Genomic DNA, 6988 nt, shown 5'->3' with positions numbered 1-6988 from the left:
GCGCCGGCGTATCAGCGAGCTGGAGAAGAACGCCGCGAAGAAGCGCGGGGGGGGGGGGGGGGGGGGGGGGCGGGGGGGGCGCGGCGGGCCCCCCCCCCCCCCCCGGGGGGGGGGGGGCGCCGGGCCCCCCCCCCCACGAGCCTGTGCGACGCCTCGGGCGGCTGCTACTGGCAGGCCGACCAGACCGGCGTCGGTCTGCAGGGCCTGGCGCTCGCCTCCGCGGCGGTGGTCGCGGTGCTCGCCCTCGCCGAGAAGACCAGCGACGTGCCCGGCACGAAGGGCCACCCCGCTGTGCGGGCGATGCTCGTGCTCGCCGCGACGGCCGGCTGCGTCGGCGTCGTTGCGGCCCGTGATCTCGGCTCCTATCTCGTGCTCATCGAGCTCGCCACGATTCCCAGCGTCGCGCTCGTCGCTCTGCGTGGGGGCCGGCAGGCCGCTCACGGCGCCCTCACCTTGCTCGTGACGGCCCTCGTCTCGTTCGCCGTCCTCGCCCTCGGCGCGGCCGTGTGGTTCGCGGCCACGGGTACGGCGTCGATGACCGGCGACCAGGTGCTCGACGCCTTCGCCGACCCGGCCCGCAAGCCCCTCGTCGTCCTCGCGATGATGCTCGTCATCGCGGGTGTCGGCTTCAAACTCTCCCTCGCTCCGTTCCACGCGTGGACGCCGGAGGCGTTCGAGGGCTCGGGCTCCTGGGTCGCGGCTTTCCTTGCCACGACGTCCAAGGTCGGTGCTCTCGGCGGCATGCTCGTCGTGCTGCGCGCCGCGTCGTCGCTCGGCTCGTCCGCGCTCACGGCGCTCGCCGTCGTCGCGGCCCTGTCGATGACGGTCGGCAACGTCATGGCTTGGCGTCAGGACGGCGCGCTGCGCTTCATAGCGTGGTCGACGGTGGCGCAGGCCGGCTGGGTCGTGCTGCCGATGACGGTCGTCGCCGGTGGTTCCGTCACCGCGGCCGCCGCCTACCTCGCGCTCTACACGATCGGAACGCTCGCTGTCTTCGTCGTCCTGGCGGCCCTCGAGGACGCCCGTTCGCGCGAGTACGAGACGACGATCGGTGACCTGCGCGGCCTGTTCCGCACCCGCCCGATGATGGCCGCGACGCTCGCGCTCGGCCTTCTCGCCCTGGCCGGGCTGCCGCCGAGCATCATCGGCGTCGTTGCGAAGATCGTGGCGCTCAAGCCGGTCGTCGCCGGGGGAGTGTGGTGGCTCGTCGTCATCGCTCTGGTCAACGCCGTGCTCGGCGTGGCGGTGTACCTGCGCTGGATCGCCGCGATGTTCGCGCCCGTCGCCACCCCCGCGCCCGAGAACGACGACGTCTCCGAGGAGGCAGCCGCTGTGGCGGCGCTGTCGGGCAACGAACCCGAACTCACGCCCTTGCCGCGCCCCAAGAAGATCTACGGCGTGCTCGCCGCGCTCGGCTCGCTCGCCGTCGTGACGACGAGCCTCGCGCCGAACGTCCTCCTCGCCCTCTTCTGACGCGCTCCGCCGCACAGGCTGTGATCTTTGGCTCGGTCTGTGACCTGCGCCGGTCACAGATCGGGCCAGAGTTCACATCTGGGGCCGACCGCGCCGGAACATCCGCACCCGAGCCTTCGTTGAACCGGACATGCACAGGCATTTCAACGGGCTGAAGACGGCCGCGCTGTTCGGGCTCATCTGGGCTCTGCTGCTCGGCCTCGGCGCGGTGATCGGCAACGGCCGCTACATCGGTGTGTTCGCCGTCATCGGTCTCGCGATGAACTTCTACGCGTACTGGAACTCCGGCAAGCTTGCCATCCGCGCGATGCAGGCCTACCCGGTGAGCGAGACGCAGGCGCCCGCGATGTACCGCATCGTGCGTGAGCTGTCGACGAAGGCCGGCAAGCCGATGCCCGAGCTGTACATCTCGCCGACGCAGGCACCCAACGCGTTTGCCACGGGCCGCAACCCGAACAACGCGAAGGTCTGCTGCACCGAGGGCATCCTCGGCCTGCTCGACGAGCGTGAACTGCGTGGTGTGCTGGGCCACGAGCTCATGCACGTCTACAACCGCGACATCCTCACATCGTCCGTCGCCGGAGCCCTCGCCGGCCTCATCACGAGCGTCGCGCAGATGATGATGTTCTTCGGCGGCGGCTCGAGCAGCGAGAACCGCCCGAACCCCATCGTCATGCTCTTCATGGCGTTCCTCGCGCCGCTCGCAGCGTCGGTCATCCAGATGGCCATCAGCCGCACGCGTGAGTTCGACGCCGACGAGGACGGTTCCAAGCTGACGGGCGACCCGCTCGCGCTCGCCTCGGCGCTCGCCAAGCTCGAAGCGGGAGTCGCCTCGGCCCCGCTCGCGCCGACACCGCAGCTGCAGAACGCGAGCCACGCGTTCATCGCCAACCCGTTCCGCGCGCAGGACATCTCGCGCATGTTTTCCACGCACCCGAAGACGGCCGACCGCATCGAGCGCCTCGAGCAGATGGCCGGCCAGCGCATCCGGATGCCCCAGCGGTTCGACGGGCCCTACCGGCCCGGTCCGCACCAGGGCTGAGCGTCGAGCGCTGCCTCGATACTGTGATCGCATGAGCGGCGAAGGAATGGCCCGGCGCGCGGGGCGTCGGGATGTTGACGCGTTGGTGGCGCTTCGAGCGGAGATGTTCACCGCCATGGGCGCCGAGGGCACCCGCGCCTGGCAGCCAGAGGCCCGACGCTGGTTCGCCGAACGCCTGGACAGCCCTGACCACGGGTTCTTCGTCGTGGAAGCCGACGGCGAGGTCGTGGCAGGTGCCGTCGGGGCCGTCCGTGACGTGGCGCCTTCACCGGCGGTTCCGCACGGCCGCGACGTTCTCATCAGCAATGTGTGTACCTTTGCCGACCACCGCGGGCGCGGCTTCGGGCGTCAGGCCTTCGACGCGGTGCTGGCGTGGGCCAGAGGAACGGGTGTGGGTCGGGCCGAACTCATGGCCACCGAGGCGGGCCGCGTCTTGTACGAGCGCGCCGGCTTCACCGAGGTGGCCTTCCCCGCGATGCGCGTCACGCTCACGTCGTAAGGAACGTTCGAGGAGCCAGCCCGTGAGGCGTTCGGCTTTCGGCGTGTCGCGACGCGTTCGCGCTCCCCTCGACGACTCGGTCGCGGGTGGCAGGATGAGCCCATGACGCTGACCCGTGACGAAGCCCGCGAGCGCTCGCAGATCGTTCGCCCCGAGCACTACGACATCGAGCTGGATCTCGACCGGGGCCCACGAGAGTTCGCCTCGACGACGCGGCTGACGTTCACGGCGCAGAACGGTGCCTCGACGTTTGCCGACCTCGACCCGGTGAGCCTCGAGTCGGCGATGCTCAACGGCCGCAAGCTGCCCGCGTCGGCCCTCGAGGGACGCCGTCTGCACCTGACGGATCTCGCCGAGCACAACGAACTCGTCGTCACCGCTACGATGCGCTACGGCCGCGACGGCCAGGGGCTGCACCGTGCCGAGGACCCGGCGGACGGCGAGGCCTATGTCTACGGTCACCTCTTCATGGATGCTGCGCCGCGCGTCTACGCGTGTTTCGATCAGCCCGACCTCAAGGCGCCCTACGACGTCACGGTGCGCGCCCCCGGCGGCTGGAGCGTCGTGGCGAACGGAGCGATGCGTGAGGTCGAACCCGGGCTCTGGCGTGCCGAGACGACGAAGCCACTGGCCACCTACTTCGTCACCGTCTGTGCCGGCCCGTTCGCCACGGTGACCGACGAGCACGACGGCATCCGCCTCGGCATCCACGCCCGCGCGTCGCTGCGAGACCACCTCGAAGCGCAGGCGCCCGAGATGCTCACGGTGACGAAGCAGTCGTTCGACCACTACCACTCGCTCTTCGGCATCCGGTACCCGTTCGGGGAGTACCACCAGGTGTTCGTGCCCGAGTTCAACGCGGGCGCCATGGAGAACCCCGGCTGCGTCACGTTCCGCGACCAGCTCGTCTTCACCGGGGCGGCCGGGCGCACCGAGCATCTCGTGCGCGCCAACACGATCAGCCACGAGATGGCGCACATGTGGTTCGGCGATCTCGTCACGATGCAGTGGTGGGACGACCTGTGGCTCAACGAATCCTTCGCCGAGTACATGGCGAACCGGACGCTCGAGGCCGCCACCGAGTTCGACGACACCTGGGTCGACGTCGCAGCCTCCCGCAAGGCCTGGGGATACGCGGCGGAGCGCTCGCCGTCCACGCACCCCGTCGCGGGGGCACCCGCCCACGACACGGACACGGCCCTGCAGAACTTCGACGGCATCTCCTACGCCAAGGGCTCGGCCGTTCTGCGTCAGCTCATCCACCACATCGGGGACGACGCGTTCGTCGCCGGGGTGCGCGCTCACCTCGAGCGTCACGCCTTCGCGAACGCCACCCTCGCGGACTTCCTCGAGGCACTCTCGCAGGCGGCGGGACGCGACCTCACCGAATGGGCGCAGGCGTGGCTCGAGACGGCCGGAATGGACACGTTGCGGATCGAGCATGACGGCGACAACGTGGGCGAGACCGCGAGCCCCCGACTCGTCATCACGCCCGACCCGGATCGCCCTGCGACGCGTGTTCACACGGTGCGCGTCGCCGCCTACGACCAGGCGGGCGCCGAGGTGTTCGCCGACGATCTGCACGGCGTGAGCGGGCGCGTGAAGCTGCCGAACATCGCCGCTGCTACGGGAGGCGAGAGCGTTGCACTCGTCGTGCCGAACGCGGGTGACCTCACGTGGGCGGGTGTGGCGTTCGACAACGCGAGCCTCGAGGCCATGGCGGGGGCGCTACCGGGAATCGACGACGCGACGACGCGCGCCATGATCTGGACGGCGCTCGCGCACGGCCTGGCCCGCGCCGAGGTGGCGCCCGAGCAGATCCTCGCGATAGCCGAGGCCGCGCTTCCGGCCGAGACGCAGATGCCCGTGCTCGACGTCGCCACCTCGCTCGCTCTGGGCGCAGTCGTCGGTCGTTTCCTGCCGTGGTCCGAGCGTCCGGCTGCGCTCGCCGGGCTCGCGGACCTTGCCGAGCGCATGCTGGCCGAGGCCGACGGTGAACACGACCCGCGCACCCTCGCGGGCGCGCGCCTGTTGGCCGGTACGGGTGACGCCGGGCGCCTCACGCCGTGGTTCCGGGGAGAAGACCTGCCCGCCGGGCTCGACGGTGACACTCCGTTCCGTTGGCGGGTGGCGCGCCGCCTCGCGCAGCTCGACGCCGTCACGATCGACGATCTCGACGAGGCGCTCGCCGCCGACAACACGATGTCCGGCCGCCTGGGCTACCTCACAGCTCGCGCGTCGTTCCCGGACGCCGCGACGAAGGTGTGGGCCTGGGAGGAGCTCACGGCAGCGCCGAGCGAGGATTCGCCGGCTCACAGCAACTACGAGATGAACGCGCTCGCCTCCGGTTTCTGGTCGGCCGACGACGAGGCCACTCTCGCGCCGTACGTGGAGCGCTACGTCAGCGACATCCCGCGCATGCGGGAGTGGGTGGGGGAGGACGCCCTCGCCCGCGTCGCCTCGCTCGCGTTCCCCGCCGCCCTCGCGAGCGAGGAGCTCGACGTCGAGGTGCGCCGGATGCTCGATCAGCAGCTCCCGGCGTCGGTGCGCCGCTCGGTTGTCGATGCGCACGCCACGATGCGCGAGGTCATCGCCTCCCGCGCCGTCTTCGCCCGCTGACGGGCGGTTCATTTCCGGACAGGACGGGGGAAGACGAACGAGGCCCGACCACGGAGCAGGGACTCCGGGTCGGGCCTCGCGTCAGCCGCGAACGCGCGTCAGGGCACGATGACCGACAGCGTCTGTGCGACGCAGGCCGGGCGCTCCTCGCCCTCGATCTCGACGGTGAACGTCATGGCCACCTGGGCGCCCTTGGGCGACTCCTTGACCTCGTCGAGCACGGCGGTGCCGCGCACACGCGAGCCGACGGGAACCGGCTGCGTGAAACGCACCTTGTTCGAGCCGTAGTTGACGGCCATCGAGATGTTCTCGATCGACCAGATCTCGGCAGCCAGCATCGGCACGAGGCTCAGCGTGAGGTAGCCGTGAGCGATCGTCGTGCCGAACGGGCCGGCCTTCGCCTTCTCCGGGTCGACGTGGATCCACTGATGGTCGCCCGTCGCCTCGGCGAACTGGTCGACCATCGTCTGGGTGACCTCGTGCCACTCGCTCGAGCCGAGTTCCTCGCCGACGGCGGCCTTGAGTTCCTCGAGTCCGTTGAACGTACGCATGAGCTCCTCCTTCAGTTCAGGGGTCCGCCGGCGACGTAGAGCACCTGGCCGGAGACGTACCCGGAGCGCTCGTCGCAGAAGAACGACGCCGCGTTGGCGATGTCCTCGGGGCGGCCCACCTTCTTGACGGCCGTGGCGTCCGCCGCGCCCTTCATGAAGTCGTCGAACGGCACGCCGACACGCTCGGCGGTGGCCGCCGTCATGTCCGTGGCGATGAAGCCCGGAGCGATGGCGTTGACGGTGACGCCGAACTTGCCGAGCTCGATGGCGAGGGTCTTCGTGAAGCCCTGCAGACCGGCCTTGGCGGCCGAGTAGTTGGCCTGACCGCGGTTGCCGAGCGCCGAGCTCGACGACAGGTTGACGATGCGGCCGAAGCCTTCCTTCGTCATGTGGGCCTGGGCCTCGCGGGCCATGAGGAAGCTGCCGCGCAGGTGAACGCCCATGACCATGTCCCAGTCGTCGACGCTCATCTTGAACAGCAGGTTGTCGCGCAGGATGCCGGCGTTGTTGATGAGCACGGTGGGGGCACCGAGCTCGTCGGCGACGCGCTGGACGGCCTTCTTGACGCTCTCCTCGTCGGAGACGTCGGCGCCGACGGCGATGGCCTTGCCGCCAGCGGACGTGATGGCCTCAACCGTCGAGGCGCACGCGCTCTCGTCGAGGTCGATGACGGCAACCTGCAAGCCGTCGGAGGCGAGACGCTGGGCGACGGCCGCGCCGATGCCGCGCGCGGCACCGGTGACGATGGCGGTTCGCTGGGTCATGGGGATGTCCTTTCGTCGGGAGTTCGAGGGTTTCGGGATG

The 6988-nt window shown here is 70.2% G+C and carries 6 protein-coding genes; 4 read left to right on the top strand and 2 right to left on the bottom strand.

Annotated features, from left to right (window positions below):
* Positions 1-225 precede the first annotated feature (225 nt).
* The 4 genes from K9D12_RS03625 to pepN all read left to right on the top strand — a co-directional run bounded on the left by K9D12_RS03625 (position 226) and on the right by pepN (position 5633).
* Positions 226-1473: a proton-conducting transporter membrane subunit gene (locus K9D12_RS03625; RefSeq protein WP_223059507.1), complete on the top strand. Its 1248-nt coding sequence runs from the start codon at positions 226-228 to the stop codon at positions 1471-1473.
* Positions 1474-1603: 130 nt separating this feature from the next.
* Entirely contained in the window at positions 1604-2515 is a 912-nt protein-coding gene (htpX, locus tag K9D12_RS03620) for a zinc metalloprotease HtpX (protein WP_047310428.1), read from the top strand.
* Between the two features lie 31 nt (positions 2516-2546).
* Positions 2547-3014, top strand: a complete 468-nt coding sequence (locus K9D12_RS03615; protein ID WP_223059506.1) for a GNAT family N-acetyltransferase — start codon at positions 2547-2549, stop codon at positions 3012-3014.
* 102 nt (positions 3015-3116) lie between these two features.
* Positions 3117-5633: an aminopeptidase N gene (gene pepN / locus K9D12_RS03610; RefSeq protein ID WP_223059505.1), complete on the top strand. Its 2517-nt coding sequence runs from the start codon at positions 3117-3119 to the stop codon at positions 5631-5633.
* Between the two features lie 98 nt (positions 5634-5731).
* On the opposite strand, the gene K9D12_RS03605 is transcribed toward pepN, so the two are convergent.
* Together K9D12_RS03605 and K9D12_RS03600 are read right to left on the bottom strand one after the other, a co-directional pair.
* The gene (locus K9D12_RS03605; RefSeq protein WP_047310426.1) at positions 5732-6184 is read right to left on the bottom strand and encodes a MaoC family dehydratase; all 453 of its coding nucleotides are present in this window, start codon (positions 6182-6184) and stop codon (positions 5732-5734) included.
* Positions 6185-6195: 11 nt separating this feature from the next.
* The gene (locus K9D12_RS03600) at positions 6196-6948 is read right to left on the bottom strand and encodes an SDR family oxidoreductase (protein ID WP_222617816.1); all 753 of its coding nucleotides are present in this window, start codon (positions 6946-6948) and stop codon (positions 6196-6198) included.
* Positions 6949-6988: the final 40 nt, after the last annotated feature.

Origin of the sequence: Dermacoccus sp. Tok2021, from assembly GCF_019895135.1 — a bacterium.
Classification (GTDB): domain Bacteria; phylum Actinomycetota; class Actinomycetes; order Actinomycetales; family Dermatophilaceae; genus Dermacoccus; species Dermacoccus abyssi.
The sequence above is the reverse complement of the archived record's forward strand: the minus strand, read 5'-3'. Positions and strand labels throughout refer to the sequence as shown.